19 protein-coding genes and 1 pseudogene are annotated in these 15931 nt (G+C 34.9%); 7 read left to right on the top strand and 13 right to left on the bottom strand.

The genetic code is table 11. The features are described from left to right. Positions 1–299: pseudogene (locus AEA09_RS18985) on the top strand (recombinase family protein); the annotation flags it as partial. Positions 300–410: 111 nt separating this feature from the next. Here AEA09_RS18985 and AEA09_RS18980 read toward each other — a convergent pair. After that, the gene (locus tag AEA09_RS18980; protein WP_053585534.1) at positions 411–1772 is read right to left on the bottom strand and encodes a hypothetical protein; all 1362 of its coding nucleotides are present in this window, start codon (positions 1770–1772) and stop codon (positions 411–413) included. Positions 1773–2791: 1019 nt separating this feature from the next. Between AEA09_RS18980 and AEA09_RS18970 the strand changes: the two genes are divergently transcribed. The 3 genes from AEA09_RS18970 (at position 2792) to AEA09_RS18960 (ending at position 6309) form a co-directional block, all read left to right on the top strand. After that, on the top strand, positions 2792–3619 hold the full coding sequence (locus AEA09_RS18970) for an AAA family ATPase (RefSeq protein ID WP_053585532.1): 828 nt from the start codon (positions 2792–2794) through the stop codon (positions 3617–3619). Positions 3620–3622: 3 nt separating this feature from the next. Beyond that, entirely contained in the window at positions 3623–4069 is a 447-nt protein-coding gene (locus tag AEA09_RS18965; RefSeq protein ID WP_053585531.1) for a DUF5388 domain-containing protein, read from the top strand. A 683-nt stretch (positions 4070–4752) separates the two neighbouring features. Further along, positions 4753–6309 carry a primase C-terminal domain-containing protein gene (locus tag AEA09_RS18960; protein WP_053585530.1) on the top strand — a complete coding sequence of 519 codons (1557 nt, stop codon included), beginning with the start codon at positions 4753–4755 and terminating at the stop codon, positions 6307–6309. 390 nt (positions 6310–6699) lie between these two features. On the opposite strand, the gene AEA09_RS18955 is transcribed toward AEA09_RS18960, so the two are convergent. From AEA09_RS18955 to AEA09_RS18920, 9 genes are all read right to left on the bottom strand, one after another. Next, positions 6700–7179 carry a hypothetical protein gene (locus tag AEA09_RS18955; RefSeq protein WP_156312257.1) on the bottom strand — a complete coding sequence of 160 codons (480 nt, stop codon included), beginning with the start codon at positions 7177–7179 and terminating at the stop codon, positions 6700–6702. 322 nt (positions 7180–7501) lie between these two features. Further along, on the bottom strand, positions 7502–8125 hold the full coding sequence (locus AEA09_RS18950) for a hypothetical protein (RefSeq protein ID WP_053585528.1): 624 nt from the start codon (positions 8123–8125) through the stop codon (positions 7502–7504). A 377-nt stretch (positions 8126–8502) separates the two neighbouring features. Next, positions 8503–8967 (bottom strand): helix-turn-helix domain-containing protein, encoded by a 465-nt coding sequence (locus AEA09_RS18945; RefSeq protein WP_053585527.1) that lies wholly within the window; start codon positions 8965–8967, stop codon positions 8503–8505. 274 nt (positions 8968–9241) lie between these two features. Further along, positions 9242–9808, bottom strand: a complete 567-nt coding sequence (locus tag AEA09_RS18940; protein ID WP_053585526.1) for an N-acetylmuramoyl-L-alanine amidase family protein — start codon at positions 9806–9808, stop codon at positions 9242–9244. Positions 9809–9866: 58 nt separating this feature from the next. Further along, a complete protein-coding gene (locus AEA09_RS18935) occupies positions 9867–10697 on the bottom strand; it encodes a tyrosine-type recombinase/integrase (protein WP_053585525.1) in 831 nt (276 codons plus the stop codon). 82 nt (positions 10698–10779) lie between these two features. Next, positions 10780–10914, bottom strand: coding sequence for a YvrJ family protein (locus tag AEA09_RS20535; protein ID WP_082332734.1), 135 nt, complete (start codon positions 10912–10914; stop codon positions 10780–10782). Further along, positions 10914–11153: a hypothetical protein gene (locus AEA09_RS18930; protein ID WP_211263277.1), complete on the bottom strand. Its 240-nt coding sequence runs from the start codon at positions 11151–11153 to the stop codon at positions 10914–10916. Before AEA09_RS18930 ends, AEA09_RS20535 begins: the two co-directional genes overlap by 1 nt. A gap of 76 nt (positions 11154–11229) precedes the next feature. After that, the gene (locus AEA09_RS18925) at positions 11230–11472 is read right to left on the bottom strand and encodes a DUF2922 domain-containing protein (RefSeq protein ID WP_053585524.1); all 243 of its coding nucleotides are present in this window, start codon (positions 11470–11472) and stop codon (positions 11230–11232) included. 52 nt (positions 11473–11524) lie between these two features. After that, positions 11525–11731, bottom strand: coding sequence for a DUF1659 domain-containing protein (locus AEA09_RS18920; RefSeq protein ID WP_053585523.1), 207 nt, complete (start codon positions 11729–11731; stop codon positions 11525–11527). 994 nt (positions 11732–12725) lie between these two features. Here AEA09_RS18920 and AEA09_RS18915 point away from each other — a divergent pair. Then, positions 12726–12923: a helix-turn-helix transcriptional regulator gene (locus AEA09_RS18915; RefSeq protein ID WP_053585522.1), complete on the top strand. Its 198-nt coding sequence runs from the start codon at positions 12726–12728 to the stop codon at positions 12921–12923. A gap of 2 nt (positions 12924–12925) precedes the next feature. Further along, the gene (locus tag AEA09_RS18910) at positions 12926–13327 is read left to right on the top strand and encodes a DUF2178 domain-containing protein (RefSeq protein ID WP_053585521.1); all 402 of its coding nucleotides are present in this window, start codon (positions 12926–12928) and stop codon (positions 13325–13327) included. 105 nt (positions 13328–13432) lie between these two features. Here AEA09_RS18910 and AEA09_RS18905 read toward each other — a convergent pair whose 3' ends face one another. Then, the gene (locus tag AEA09_RS18905; protein ID WP_053585520.1) at positions 13433–14056 is read right to left on the bottom strand and encodes a hypothetical protein; all 624 of its coding nucleotides are present in this window, start codon (positions 14054–14056) and stop codon (positions 13433–13435) included. Between the two features lie 340 nt (positions 14057–14396). Then, entirely contained in the window at positions 14397–14663 is a 267-nt protein-coding gene (locus AEA09_RS18900) for a hypothetical protein (RefSeq protein ID WP_053585519.1), read from the bottom strand. Positions 14664–14735: 72 nt separating this feature from the next. On the opposite strand from AEA09_RS18900, the gene AEA09_RS18895 reads away from it, so the two are divergent. After that, a complete protein-coding gene (locus AEA09_RS18895) occupies positions 14736–15347 on the top strand; it encodes a hypothetical protein (protein ID WP_245622912.1) in 612 nt (203 codons plus the stop codon). A gap of 61 nt (positions 15348–15408) precedes the next feature. Here AEA09_RS18895 and AEA09_RS18890 read toward each other — a convergent pair whose 3' ends face one another. After that, a complete protein-coding gene (locus AEA09_RS18890; RefSeq protein ID WP_156312255.1) occupies positions 15409–15849 on the bottom strand; it encodes a hypothetical protein in 441 nt (146 codons plus the stop codon). Positions 15850–15931 lie beyond the last annotated feature (82 nt).

Below are 15931 nucleotides of genomic sequence, written 5' to 3'. Positions count from 1 at the left end.
TTGGTTCGTTGATGGAGGATCAGTTTTTGTCGCTGCTGTCGTATGTGGCCGATCAGGAGCGTCAGAAGTTGTTGAAGCGCCAGGCTGAAGGGATTGCGGAAGCACGGAAGGCCGGGAAGCATTTGGGTAGACCGAAGTTGGATTTATCTACGTTGTCGAAAGAGCAACGTGAAGTGTTGGAAGCGAATTATGAGGCGTGGAAGCGTAAAGAGCTGATGGGGGTTAAGTTTGCAGAGATGTTGGGGTTGAAGAAGAATAGTTTTTATAAGGTGTTGCGGGAGTATGAGTTGAAAAATTAATATTGATGATTTAATCCAAAAGTTGTGCCATGTTAATGTAATAGTAGTAGTTATATAGAAAATCATATTTGAAGCACCTATTAAATGGAAAGCTTCAAATATGATTCAAGCTTAAGACATTCTTCTAGTAATTTCTCGATGTAATTCTTCTTCTTTGTTGTATTGAGCTTTATCAATAATTCTACGGTTGTTCTCTATTAGTAGCTTAAAGGCATCTTCTTTAGATATTTTATCTTCGAAGTAAATTTTCAGTAAATTAGTATTAATATGCTGAGTATCGAAGAAATAATATTTACCTTCAAAATTATAAATTAATTGGTCGTTTATGCGAGGATTGTGAATTTCACGGAAGTTTTTTCTCGATTTATTAATATAATAATCTAGTATCTTTTTATATGATTCTAAATCATAACTTGCCTCTTTGATAAAATCTGTGAAATTAGTATGAATATCGTGTTTATACAAAATGTCTACACCTAGGTTCAGTATAAAATTTGAATAATCATATCTGACAGTTAGGCGTTGTTTGTTAAAAAATAATTGGACTTTTATTTCTTTTGAGTTTGCATTAGATATTTTTTCGATAAAATCAATGTGATGCAGGTTTTTAGAGATTTCGCTTAGTACAGTTTTCATAAATTTTGGTTCAAATATCCTATGAACTGTTAATTCTGTAACTAATCCATGAGTTTCACGGATTTTATTTTTTAAATCAAAGGTATGAACCGTAGACGAGGCTCTATTTATCCAAGTGATGATTGAAGGTGTAGGGAAGTTCCATTTTTGTTGATTCGAATGTATATATTGTAAAATATCGGGACTTATATTTTTTCTTTCGAGGAGCAATTTGTTAAGGCTGTCTATACATGTTTGGATTTCTTTAACAGTAGCATTACCTTTCTTTTTTATAAACCCATTGTATGTTTCCGTTAAATTGTCATAGTTTGTCGTTAAATCTGTATAGATTTTAGTAGGTAATAAATATTCATCATATTGATTTTTAAATTGTTCTATGGTTGCTTTAATATCCGGAATTTGTTCCTCGAGTATGTGTATACGTTTAATTTGATAACCATTACGAATAGCATTACCAATCTGTTCAATTTGATCATCTTCAAAATTTTTAGCACACTCTGTACCGACATAAATAATATCGTTGTTTTTTTGATTTCGTAATCGGCAGAAATTAAGAAGTTTCTTGGCTGGGCAGATAGTACAATCAGGAGGATTATCTAATTGCACTGTAGAGGATGGATTTTGATCAATAATCCATTCTAGTCTAGATTCTCTTAAAATAATTTCATGAGTAGATACATATTTTTTTAATTCTGGATATGTTAAGACGTCTTCACTTGAAAATCTTTTATATTTTTTTATGTGATTATAAAGTAGAAGATAAATTTCTGATTTACAAAATTCACTTTTTAATATAATGTTGCAACTCTTTTTGTCTAAATACGTCCTTTTCCTCATTATTAAATACCTCTCTTATTTTGAGTATACCGCTTAGAATGAACCTAATTTTAGTTATTTAATTAAATACAGTATATTGTGTCAATTTTTTTATTAAACACTATATATTGTAAAATAGTAGTATACGATATAAAAAAGTATAATTCAAGTAAATCAGATTTTTGAAAAGTCTAAATAATATATCTTTTGTAGGGTAAACATAACGGTTTTATAAAACGGCTATTATAGACGATTAAATAGACAGAAACAACGAAAAGAGACCTGCTCAAACATTAATTAGAGCAGGTCTTTAAATTTGTCTATAAAACGATGGATTTATAGAATGTAATACTTGTTGTCTTTTAAGTGAGATTAACACTCAAAATATAATTGTAATTTTACTGTCTAGATTTTTTAACTGTATAAACAACATCTTTACTTTCTTTTAAATCTTTTAATGTATAAACCCAACCTCCAGTATTATTAACAGGGGGGTGTGATTCATTAGGCAGATCACATAAAATACTTAATGGATAAAATTTATATTCGTATTGTGGAGCCTTATCAAATGGAAAGTCTCTGTAGCGCCCCAAAATATATTTAATAATATTCTCTTTCTCGTTTGTATCAAGATTAATCCTTTTAATTACTTTTCCCCAGTTATCCATTTCTATAGAAAATGGGACAGTTTAATAAAAAATCCACCGCTAATTGGACAGCGAAAGATGCCCATGGTACTTTACCTACCGGGCATCTTTTTTGTTAACCCACTTTATCATTGATTATATTTACTCGCATCGACGAATAAAACTAACTTTTCAAGAAAATTATCGTTCAAATATATGGGTATACGAATATACGGGTATATACATATATGTATATACTATTTATAAAAAGTAATCCGAACCCAAACAACAAGCTATTCTTTCCCATCACACAAAATTTCAAATACCCCTTGCACTCCCAAATCCTTTAAATTACAATATACACATATACGATAGAAGAAAACAAATAATTCCAACTGATTGGAGGAGAAGAACGTGGCAGAAAACAAAGAAGCAATTATCGTAACATTTGGTAATTTTAAAGGTGGGACAGGCAAGACGACGAACAGTACAATGATCGCACATGCCTTATCAACGAAAGGCTACAAGGTGCTTTTATGTGACCAGGATCCGCAAGCAAACGCCACATCACTGTACCTAAAAACAAAAGCACTAGAAACAGATGAAATCATTGCATTCAACAAAACATTAATGGCTGCCATCCAAGAGGAGGACCTTGCACAAATCGTAACTGAGGTAAAAGAAAATTTGTATCTACTACCAAGTTTCAGTGATTTCGCATTATACCCTCGTTTCCTAGAGAAGAAGTTTCCAAATGATACGACAGCACGCGTTCAATACTTCTCTTCATTGATAGCACCACTAAAAAAGGAGTATGACTTCATTTTTATCGATGTACCGCCAACAATCTCAATTATCACAGATGCAGCGCTATACGCTTCTGATTTTGTGGTGGTCGTACTGCAAACACAAGAGCGCAGTCTACAAGGGGCTGAAGTGTTCACTGGCTACCTGCAATCGCTAATTGATGACTACGGTGCAGATCTAGATATCGTCGGCATTTTACCAGTGCTATTGAAAAACGGTGCTGCAGTTGACTTAGCAACACTCGATAGTGCACGTGAAATCTTTGGAGAAGAGAACTTATTCAAAAATATCGTAAATAACATGGAGCGACTAAAACGCTTTGATATAACAGGTATTACAAATGACGATATGCACGATCGCAAAGTCCATAAAAGCTACGAAAAGATTGCCGATGAATTCATCGCTCGCGTTCAAGCCGAGCTCATGGAGGTGTAAGAAATGAGTAATCTATTAAACAATGAAAAACCGAAAAGAAAGCTGTTACAACGTGGTCCTAAAATTGTTCCAGCACAAGAGTTTAAGCTAGAGCCTACAGACGCAACACCAGCTGAAGTACCTGCTCAAGAACAACTCGCATCTACGTCAAACAAACCTGAACCAGAAGCATCAACTAAAGCATCAAAGACTGAGCAAGGAGCTTCAGCTAAGACATCAAAAGCTCCTGCCAAGGCACCAAAAAAGGGTGAGGCAGCATCTATTACAAGCGTACGTGTCACAAAATCAACACGTAACAAACTAAACGCCCTCATTCAGCTGGGCAAAGCCGATAATGTGGACACCCTTATCGATATTCTCCTGGACGAGTATATCGAGACGAACCTACTAAAAGATGAAAAGAAAACCTTTAACCTTATTTTAGATATCATTCAAAAACGAGATCGTTAATACATGATTAGATCTTTACACACAAAGAAAGCAGCGAAGCATCCTTAAATTCAGGATCATTCACTGCTTTTTCTCGTTTAAACTGTTAAATCTAGTACTTTCTAAAAAAAAATTCTGGGCTGAAAAAATATATGCATATATACATATATGCGTATATGCATATGTACGTATATCTATATATTAATATATGCATATATTTCTATTTCAGAAACCGCTTTATATCAAGGCTCACGGCGGATATATGCATATATCGGTATACACATATATTAACATACGTATATATCGGTATACGCGTATACTAATATATGCATATACGCATATATTAGTAATGAAAAACGCTGAAAATAGCTATTGCATCAGCGTTTCCAAAGCACTATAATTCTATGTAATTAAGTGTCAGGGCAAAATAAAAGAAGCCATTCCCATAGTCTTTGGCGGACATGGAATGACTTCACCAGATAAACTGCCTAACTAATCACAATTAAATAGTGAACGTCAGCGAGTTTGCATAACTTTGTGCTACCAACACGTTAGTTATGTATTTCTTATAATAAGCTGTACTGATTATATCAATGCAAAACCGTATTTTCAATAAAAACGTTGAAAATTCATTTTGTCATGTTTTTTTAGTGCACTCATTTTTAGCTGTCGGCGTTCACTCATATGAAATGGGGGAATTGCTGATGGCTATTTTTGCTTTTTCTGAGCAAAAGAAGGACAAACTTGCACTGATTTTCGACATAATTCTACACGAAGGACTACTTACATATAATCCAAAATCATCAAAGGCTGAATTGCCACTGCAGCTACAAGCAAAAGAACGCGACAAGCGCCATAAAAAGGGGGCTGTCTTTGCTGTACGCGATAAAAGTAATTTTACGGAATCAGGCGTGAAAGGCTATATCATTACTTCTAAAGAAACTTTAATCGACCAGGCCAATAAAATTTCGCACTTTACACCCAACGTATTTAGACGTTTCCAGTATGTAAATCAGGAACGTCGCTATATTAAAGGTTTTGAAGAAGCAAACCTACAGCAAATCAACACATTCGTCGTAGATATCGATACAAAAAGCTACAGCACAAATGAAATCTTGCTTGCATGTATCGACGAAAGCATCGGTGAGCCAACACTCATCCTAGAATCAGACAGAGGCTATCAGGTGTACTTTGCCCTAACAAAGCCAATGTTTATCTCAAATAAAAACAAGTTCCGCAGCTTACGAGTGGCCAAACGCATTTCAGAAAACTTGAAACGCAGCCTAGCAGGCGTCGAAGCAGACATGTACTGCAATGACTTTGGCTTTTTCCGCACGCCCAACCATCAAAACGTACAGTGGTTCAACGAGCTAGCCACTTACGACCCAGCAACATTAATCGCATGGTCACAACGACAAGACGCAGACCGAGGACGCGAGCTATACGTTGTGCCACAAAAAACAGCAAGCCCGTCATTATTAAATGCAGACTGGTTTTATCAGCTGATCCAAACGACGGACGTAAAAGGGGAAAAAGGACAAATCGGGCGAAATAACCTGTTATTTACGCTTGCTTTAGTGTGCTATCAAGAAGGACGCAATCAAGCCTATGCGTACGATTTACTCGACGAATACAACTCCAAATTACGCGCACCGCTAAAGCCACAGGATCTCCATACTATCCTGGAATCAGCGTACTCAGGGCGCTACCACGGACCGAAAAAAGAATACGTAGAGCAACTACTAGCATTATATGCATCTAGCGAAATGGACATGCCTATATCATTTGGCCAATCCGTTTGGTACAAGCATAAAAAAGCGCGTGAGGACCGAGAGCGTAGCCATTTCGAAGAATGGGAAGAAGATATTAGCAAATGGATTACGGCAGAAAAACAAGTTTCTGAACCGTTTATTTGGCGTACACAAAAAGAGCTGTGCAACGAAATCGGCATCGCGAGCAGCTCCCTTAACAAGCTCTTAAAGCAATCTAAAAAACTATTAAAAACAACATCAGGCAAAGGACGCAACGCAAAAACAGGCTGGACAACAGTGAAACTTTACATCGCCTACATCATCTGGCTCAAAAAAGACGCAGGCACACGCTTTGCTGAAGCAATCAGAACAATGATAGACGAACACTTAGCTCTATTAGAACCAGTCGCAGGCTACACAAAACTCGTAAACTATGTACAAAAAATGAGGCAAGAGCAGCCAGTTACTGAACAGTTAACCATGACCGAAACCATGATGAGCACTGGCTAATTAAATACTCCACTCTGCCAATACATACTTCTTATTTCCTATTCTTTTTGAGTAGTTAAGAAGTAATATATAGTGCTGTCTTTATTATGTTTTAGGGGCGTGAAGGGCTTTAGCCCAGCCCCCTTGGGGAAGCTTCTCGGCGTAGCCAAACGCTTTTATCCCTTCACTGGGGAGATAGTTCCAGCCGACCTACACGTAGTCCCGTCAGATTTACAATGTTAAGCAAAGAAATGTACCCAAACGGCGCTTTGGGTACTAAAAAGGGATTACTCGGATAGTTCGTTAAAAATAAATAAAATTTTAAAGCAGTGGTTTAATTTAAAGGTTTATATAAAAAAGATACGTTCTTAAATTAGGGAACGTACCTTGGGATTGAAATTTTCAATTCTGTTATCGTTCAAGTAATTGTAAAATACTAATGATTTTATTTTTGTTTGCATTGCCAATGAAGTTCCCATATTGTCTATCCTTTGCAGCTCGTGCCTCAAATTCAGCAATCCAGTCTCTATGACCAAATGTATCTGCATTTGTTTCATACATTGTAAAATTTGGTGAAGTCAGTCCATTAGCAGCTTGCTTAATGTCTCGCGTTGCACGATCATAGTCGAACGTTAATATTGCGAGATCTAAACCTGTAATAGCACCAGCTCCGTATAGTCCCTGTGCGATTTCTTTAACTTCCTCAAACGTCGCATTGCGGATGTCGTATTTATTCGCAATATCGCTATAAATCGATTCATCCACTTCATCTGTTTCGAGCTTTTCTAGATTCTGTGTTAGCACTTTTTGAAAATCCACGTCTGTTGATTGAGTCGTTTTTTTAATGAATGTTTGTGTATTTTGTTGAATACCACAAATTTGCTGAATCAATTTCATCACCCTTCCATTTTGTATATACATACTATCGGAATTATTGGAAATTAATTCACACAAAAGCTATGCAATCACATTCAAAATAACGTTCCCGAATGCAAGTTTGGAACTACGCCAAAAATCCACGAATATTGTTAAAACAACGTTTGTGGATTTTTGTATGAATCTTAATTATACGGTGTTTTATACACCTTTTTTAAAAGTCAGTCATTGCAGTGGTTTGCGGGCATTTAGAATTGCACTATCGACTTTAATGAATAAAATTGTGCATATTCTTAACGTTGTAAATCCGCATTTTTCTGACGAGACCCCGATGCTACTACTTCCATTTATCGATAAAATCGTTTAGTGAATCGTTAAATGATAGCGTACTATCTTTTATTTCTGCGTAAATGTATGAAACTAACGCGAGCCACGACACGCTATCGTCATACGGATTATTGTCGTTTATAAAGGCGATAATCTTTTTTAATTCGATCATACGATTATAATCGATGCTTTTACTTAAATATTGCTGGAAGTAACTATTCACAAAGTCGCTATGTCTGATGCTCGTATCTAATAACAACGCAGCTGCTCGCGAAGGTGTCACGTCTAGCGCAAATGCTAGCGTCACTAACGTCTCGTAGTCGCTTTGCTTGAATCGTGTACCGATCCTTTCCGTTTTGACCCCTTTTTTCAATCGCTGGACTGACGGATTATCTAAGTGACCCATGAATAACGTATTCTGAAATTTAACGTTGCGTCTGAAATGTTTCGATAAAACCGTAATAACATTTCGCGAATGCATTCCGAATAAACAAATGGATTCTACTATGTCTTTCACTGGCGTATCGATCACATAACTTATGCGATAAATGGTGTCTTTTAATTCGAGTTGAATAGTAGGAGATACATCGCGTTTCTTATCTGAGCGAACCTTTCTAACGCTTCCCTCTCGCACTCTCTCGCCTCCCAAAGCCGATTTAAGTCTATGACACTGTTATCGTGTCATTAGTCTTTTAAGATACGTCGGTGGGGCGGTCATTATGATTAGAAATTGCGTGACTTGGTGATACTGCTTGTACATTGCATTTTCGGAGGTGTCACGAATGGGGAAAACGAAGAAAGAAATGGCCACAGAATTAGCAGGCAAAATCATAAATCACGCTCATGAAGTTGGTATTCCAGTACAAAAGAAAAAGCAAACCAAAAAGGTAAAATAAAAAGACGATTGCCGTTATTATGGGCTGTCGTCTTTTTTGTGTGCGTGCAGAATGGGGCAGCGTCAGGATATCCTGCTACTGTAGGGTTTTTGTAATCAATTTTTCCGCCACTTCATTAGACCTCTCCTTCCTGGAAATAGCGAGCTGTAATAAAATAGATAATTAGAGAAATAACAACGAACATATAAAATACAGCATCTTTTAGCGAGTGTAAGTAAATTAAGTATAAAATGCCGACAAGTGGGATGATTAAAAATCTAAATAAAGGTTTTTTCCAGTTCAGCTTTGTTTGAACCCATGAAATTCTAAAAGGTAAAAATAAAATGCCGAATAAGAATACATAAATAAAGTTAGTAATGATTCGCATTTTTTTATTTGCTCCTTTCTTTATATTTTTATTGAATACTTCTGTTAAATTCAGAACTTGATTTAACAGCTCTAAAGAAATCGGATCAGGAACACTTTTCTCTAATTCCCACTTGGAAATTGTCTGTCTTGTAACAAAAATTTTGTCTGCTAATTGTTGTTGAGTGAGTCCTAATTTCATTCGCTTTGAGCGAATGGCTTCTCCAGTAGTCATTCATCTTTCACCTCAAAATATATGTATTTACAACAAAAGAATAAAGCAATAATAGTCGTTGCGCACGCAACAGCACAGCATTTCTTCGCAACTTCCGCCTTCAGTTGCTATGTAAAGTCGAAATGTATAGTGATGTATGTGCTATTTTAAAAAGCGAGAAAAATTCTGTTTTAAATGAAACAAATATTTCAAGTTATGTAGTTGAATCTTATTTTGAATAGTTAGAAGGGATTCTCAGTGAAAGCAGCCCTATTAAAGGGCTGCTTTTGTACGCTTATACAATCACCTGACCACAAGTCGAACACTTACTAACCTTCTCCACACCAGTAACCTCAATAATCGCATTCGCAATCCCATCAACAATCGCCTCAAACTGCAAATCAAACAGCTTATTATCGGCACTATTATCAATAAAACCAATCTCCAACAGCAAAGCAGGTGCTCGCGTATGCTTCAACACATAAAAATCAGCCTCTTTCACCCCGCGATCCCGAAATCCAACACGTACTAATGCACGCTGGATCTTCGCTGCTAATGGCTTCGATTTCGAATTCGCCGTTTTATAAACATAAACCTCAGCACCAGTCCCAACTTCCGGCTTAAACGCATTCCGGTGAAACGAAATAAAAAAGTCATATGTCTTCTTCCATTCCATCTTCACTCGCTGCTCAAGCGACACCCCAACATTTGAAGTACGTGTCTCATCAATGACCACCCTAGCAGCACGTAAACGCTTCGCCACAGCTTGTCCTAATACCAATACATCATCGGCCTCATGACGTCCCTTAAACGTCGCGCCAGGATCCTTTCCGCCATGCCCATAATCAAACAAAATAAGCAACTCATCCCCCCTTCCCTCTCAGATTATTGGATACTATAAATCTATAAAATAAAGCCAGCTACAATACAGACGGATCTAAATCATTTACATTGATAAATGCCGACTGCGTGTAATGCCTTGTGATGGCCACTGATCGATGGCCAAGTAAATACTGTATTTTTTCAATCGGTACACCATTTTCTAAAAGTAGTGTCGCAAATGTATGACGGAGTACATGGCAGCTAAATTGGATTCCATGCTCTACACCAAAGTTCGCCGCATAGCGCTGTAGTGTACGTTTACTTACACGAAACGCTGGTGCACTCGATACATCTAACGTTTTTAAGTAACTCATCAAGATTTCGACCGACTTTACATTTAGCACAGGAATCAGTCGATCGCTATCATATTTAGCATCCTGGATATTTACAAACAACTTATCATCCCGCATCAAGAAGTCCTCTTTCGTTAAATGAGACACTTCACTTACACGAGTGCCAGTTGAGTACATTAAATAAAAAGCAGCGCGCACATTTACTTGTAAACTGTCAATAAAGTGAAAGAAATCAAGGAGTTGCTCATCTGTCAGTCGATTTTGACGATATTCGGCCACTTTGATTGTCAGCAATTTAGATACGGGATTCACTTTTACGACTTCGTTTAAAATCAGAAAATCGAAATAGCCACGCACACAAGAAATAATCGCATTTACGGTACGTTTCGATTTACCATTCTTCAATAAGTACTCCTTAAAATCAATCATATGAGTAGGTTTTATCTCAAAAAGCTCGTGTTTTTGATCACTAATCCACACTAAAAATTCGATTAAATGGTACTTATAAGTGTCAATCGTATTTTCAGCTTTTCCCTCTAAATGCAGATGGCTCAAGTATTTAACCGTCAAACTCAAATCAAAACACCCTCCTTGCACTTATTTAATAATATGTTGTATATTAATTCTGACAAATGAGCTAACTCGAGGTTAAAAATTTTCAGTTTTCCTTTTTGTTGTTAAGTTCAATAATGCTGTTTGTAAGTGCTTCAATCTTTTTTTCCATGCGTATTAAAAGATAAATAGAGATGACAAATGAAAAGCCGTAATCGAGATAAGGGATTATACTTTCCATTACGTTGTTTCCAACTTAAAATCGGACAGCACGTTTTCTGTGCTGACTCGAATCATTAAGATATCTCCTAAGTTTTGTCCGCATGTTTTACAGAGATCTAAGTCACCTACTAAATAATTTGCTTCAGCAGCATCGAGTATGCTCATTTTAAAGTAAATATCTTTGACGCGGTTACAACATTCGCATCTCTTGTAAATGGTGTGAGCGAGCGTTGCAATTTTTAAGCATTTTTTTTTCAAAGCATCGCACTCCTCTCATTTTGAGTTTAGAAATGACCAGGCAAGAATGGGGGTTCTCACCTGGTCTTGAAATTTCTTAGCCAACTACGATGTCGAAATTGTTTGTAACCGTCTGTACGGACTTCGCGCCTTTAATTGTGGCAGGGCCTCTTCCGCTAATGACGTTAAACACATTTAAGTCATTGATTACTTCCATTGCAGCTTCTACAGTGGCAGCTGTTAAATCTGTTTTTGGATCGGCTACACGAATGGATTTTATTTTTCCATCAAGGTCTTTAAACTCCATAACCAGCACCTCTCTTGTTGTTGCGTTACTCATCGTCAATCACCTCCTCTTCTACTAAAAAGAATTATTCGCAAAAAAATTACGCCTAAGAGACATACGAATACTGAACGAGTTCGGTATCGGTCAAGGAATGCTTAATTAGCGATCCAAAAGCAGTCGCTACTTGCGTAATCTCTGATGCGTTTATATCCGTTCGAACATTGCCCAAAGTGACGCGTACTTTTTTGAAATCGCCAGTGCCATCCGGTTTTAAGAACGTTAATACGATATTAGATCGGTAGTTATCAAACATGAAATCACCTCCTTCCTAACTCAATTATAGTATATATCTTACTGGTAAGTTATCTATTTACTACATTTCCTTTGTTTGACATTTATCGGTTATTAAGTGCAAACAAATCTTACTCAAATTCATTCACAAAAGCAGCACAACACCATACAGTTAAAGCAATCATACATAGTGCAAACATACTTTCATCACCTCCTACCTTATTAATAAGTAAATTATAATGCAGGTAGTAAAGGAATATTTAAATGTCATTTATTTTCCATTTTAAATAGCGATTTGACGAAAAATCAGGTCTTAGTTTGCGGTGTGGCTGGCCGCGCCCGCAAGCTTAGAGCTGCACAGGCATGTTAAAAACGCGAGCGGTAGCGAGGTTTACCTCGATTCCGTGGTGGTTTTAACACATGCCTGCTGTTTTTTGTCAAATCGCGTTGTGAGTAGTTTTGATTTGGGGTAGTGTTTTTACGCGGTATGACGTGACAATCACGTCATACCGCCACTGCAATCGAAGGAATACTGTGAGAGGAAGGAAAATGCAGATCAATCAAAGGCACATTAGGATACTTTCTCAATAATTAGCCAATCTCTTGTTTATCTTGGTTAAGGTGAAATTCCAACTCATCTTCTTACGTAATGTTATGAACCTAAGTTATAACACGACTTGATACCTTGATAACACTAGACGCCCAAATAGGTGTCAATATTGTTAAGTTTTGACACCTAATGGATTTCCTACTTTATCTCACCATACTTAATTGTTAGGTATAGCGAAGTTCGCTTCCATACATGCCACAATTAAATCAAAGGAGGTTGATACCGTGACAAAAAAGGAAATAGCTATTACTCTCGTACTTACTGTACTGGTAGGCTTTGCGCTATAAATATACAGAAAAGAGATCAATCTGATTACACCAATTATCAAAGAAAAATTTGACATACACTTCCCTTTGAGGTAAAGTAAACTTTACGTAAAGCTTATTTTACATTGGTGGTGGTGATAATGAAAAATACCATAAAAGAAACAAGGTTAAAGTATAATTTGACACAAGATGAGCTCGCAGAACAATTAAATGTATCAAGACAAACCATTATTTCACTTGAAAAAGGAAGATATAATCCTTCTATTACTTTAGCATTTAAATTATCTAGAATATTTAAATGTACAATTGAAGATATTTTTTTATATGAGGAGGGATAACAATGTTAGGTACATTTAATAATAATAGTGAATTTTCTAAAAAATTCGCCCTTATCACTGGGATTACAACTACATTCATTGGACTTTATATATGTTATGTAGATTTTCTAGATAACAAAATTTCGATAGGTATTTTGTTGCTTTCTTTAGGCATTATGCAAATTTGTAATTTTTTACTAATACCTCATGTTTCAGTAAAAGACGAGAGATCTAAACAAATTAAAGAAAAATCTATGAGTGTTAGTTATTACTTTTTTTTAATAGTGATGTTTATGACACTTTTAATAACAGAATCGTCATATTTAAATTTAAATATGAGTACAAAAGAAATTTTAATAATATTAATTTCTGTTTACATAATTTCCATTCATATAACAATGATTTTTTTTTCAAAAAGAATCTAAGAAAATAGTATCCCAAAAGGTGTTACAAGATAAATTTGAACAAATAACAAAACCCAGAATCATTCATATATGAATGATTCTGGGTTTTCAATTAAACTATACTTTTTATAATGGAGTAATATCAAATGTTCGAGCCCAATAAATTTCTATTAATACACCATTCTTACCTTTATTATTTGCCTCAATTCGTTTAGCTAATAAACCATACCAACTTGCTGAAAGTAAAAACCCTCCTGCTATTACTAATGAAGGTGCAGTTACTGCAGCACCAGCCCCCATACCTAATATTACATACTCAATTTCATCTACATAAGCCACAGCTTGTTTTTTTGTAAATTTACGATCATATCCCCACCAATGATATGTCCAACTACCATAAACCGCTAAAGCTTGAGGGCTTAAATCAGTAATTTCTAAATCTTCTTTAATGATAATTTCTCCATTATCAACCTTTTCATTTAATAAATTAAAATGATTTTGCAATTCTGATAAATTGTGTTTTTTGTATTGACCAGGTGGTACAAATGTAAAACCAATATGTCCGTTATTATCCACTTTTATGTATTTCTTTACGTCATCTAAATTTAAAGACACTTCATTTACAGTTTCATTTTCTTTTTGCACATTTACAACTTCATTTTCTTTAAATTCTTCTCCATGTGCAATTGTTGGTAGAACACTCGATAAAATCAACGTACTAGCTAATACTGTAGAAATATACTTCTTCATAAAAAAACCGCCATTTTTAGTAATACAAAAAAATTCTACCATTTTAAGATAATAATTCAATCAAAAAAGAGTTATATATTTATATATATAGTTTTTTTTGTATTTTTAAAGAGAAATATACAAAAAGTAGAGTAATATTAGTAATAACTTATTAAACGAACTTACAATTGGAAGCTTTTAATTACTTTTGTCATGATACTTTAGAAATATAAATAATAATTTTTATATTAATTGTTTTTCAAATGTATGCATCCTCATACACTTGAAGTTGACATAACAACGGATAGAGGAAGCAATTCAACTTTTCAAAACCCGATAAAATAAGCCTTTTCCATTAAAATTATCTTATCCCTTTCTTAAGTTGATTCCCAAAGCGTCGTTTGGGGACGTTTCTTTGCTTAACGTTATAAATCCTCATAAATCTGACAGAATCCCTTGTTAAACTGCTCGCTCGTTTTAATTTAACACGAGAATAGCCACTGAAAGGCCAAGCTTCACCTGCAGTACCTCGTACTGTTACAGTAATGTCTTTCGAAGTCGTTGCTACACAAGTTTCAATTTTAGGCTTACTTGAATTCAAATCAACCCAACCATTAGTACATGCCATAATAAAATCCCTCCAATATTGTTTTATATTTGTTGACTAACCAATCAACACTCTATAAAGGGGAATTTCAACTTGTTTTATCAACCACTTTTTAAAAAATTATTAAAGTTTGATATAATTTTAAAAAAGGAAAACGAGGGATATTTTATGAAAAAACGAACTATGTTGAAAATCGTTGGCGTTTTTGCAATTATTATCAGTTTCATGGTATGGGATGTATATGAAAATAAAGAATTAAAAAAACAAGAGGCAATCGCTAAGGCTGAATTTGAAAAAGTTCATACAGTATCAGATATTTTTGATATTGCCGATTCAAATGAAAAACTAACTTCTTTAGAAATCCTTTTAATTGCATCAGAGCAACTAATCCATGTAATGAAAACAAAAGAGTCAATTCTTCCACCTAAAATAAATGTCACAGACGAAAAACAACAAAAACGAATCATAGATGCAATAAACAACTTGCAAGTACAAAAAACACGCGATTTTTTTGGGACTCTTGAGACTGATTACACTATCATTATCAACTCAAATGAAGAGTACATATTGAACGTATCCGAAGAGAAAAAACAAATTGAATTTGTAGGTTCAAATGATGAATTTTTTTATCAATACAAGATTTTAAAAGGTGATGATGAATTTTTCGATGCTTTAATTCAACAACAAAAAACCCTACTGAAATAACTAAACCAGCTAATAAAATGTTTAACTTGACATTCTATTAGCTGGTTTAGTTGAAGATTAACTATTTATTATTTATTTTTGATAACAACAATGACAAATGATAGTAAAAAATCGATGCTATAAAGCCATATATTGAAAATGAAATAATTTCCGACCAGTAGACATTTTGAGTAAGTAAAATAACGAAAATAAAACCAACGAGTGTACCAACAAACGAATATAAACCTAATCCGATAGAATATCTTGTAAGTTTTGAATTACTTTTAGTTTTTCCAATTAGCTTGTCAATAAAGAATGAAAGAGGTAATCCTACAAGTAAATAAACAGGTCCAGCATAAAAAAACACAAACATAAACGTTTCTAAAAAACCGAAATAATAGACGTTATGTTCACGTTGAGAACTTGGAGTATAGGAAATCCAAGACAATATTGTTGCAAATAAAATAACAGAAATCAATGCTGTTAAAAATCTCTTCATCATTTCGCTTCTCATAATCACCATTTCACTCCTCAAAACTCAAAAAATAATTCTTTAGTGTTCTGCATTAACCTGCTTCGTTAGTTAAAGTATAACCTTCCCAAAG

It is taken from the genome of Lysinibacillus contaminans (assembly GCF_001278945.1).
GTDB classification, from domain to species: domain Bacteria; phylum Bacillota; class Bacilli; order Bacillales_A; family Planococcaceae; genus Lysinibacillus; species Lysinibacillus contaminans.
The sequence above is the reverse complement of the archived record's forward strand: the minus strand, read 5'-3'. Positions and strand labels throughout refer to the sequence as shown.